We start from the raw sequence: 252 nt of genomic DNA, 5'->3' as shown, positions 1-252 counted from the left end.
AACACCACATAACCAAGCTCTGAGGCTGTATTTGAAATAATACCGGCGAAGATCACGGTAAAGGTAACCATGCGTTTTGACGCGCCCATCACCATGCCGCGCATTGCCGCAGACAACATACCCGAATTACCATGACAGGTTGATATAGGAAAAGCATTTTACACACATAAATAAATCTGGGAAATAATTCATTGATGGCTACACTGTATGTATGGCCAGTGTTTACCATGAGGATTTTATGGCGTTTTTAAT

General features: G+C 41.7%; 1 pseudogene. It reads right to left on the bottom strand.

The features are described from left to right. Nucleotides 1-128 (bottom strand): annotated as a pseudogene (locus HC723_RS17230) (AbgT family transporter); the annotation flags it as partial. Nucleotides 129-252 lie beyond the last annotated feature (124 nt).

Origin of the sequence: Vibrio sp. S11_S32 (assembly GCF_014694465.1) — a bacterium.
GTDB classification, from domain to species: domain Bacteria; phylum Pseudomonadota; class Gammaproteobacteria; order Enterobacterales; family Vibrionaceae; genus Vibrio; species Vibrio algicola.
This window is presented reverse-complemented; position numbering and strand designations above follow the sequence as displayed.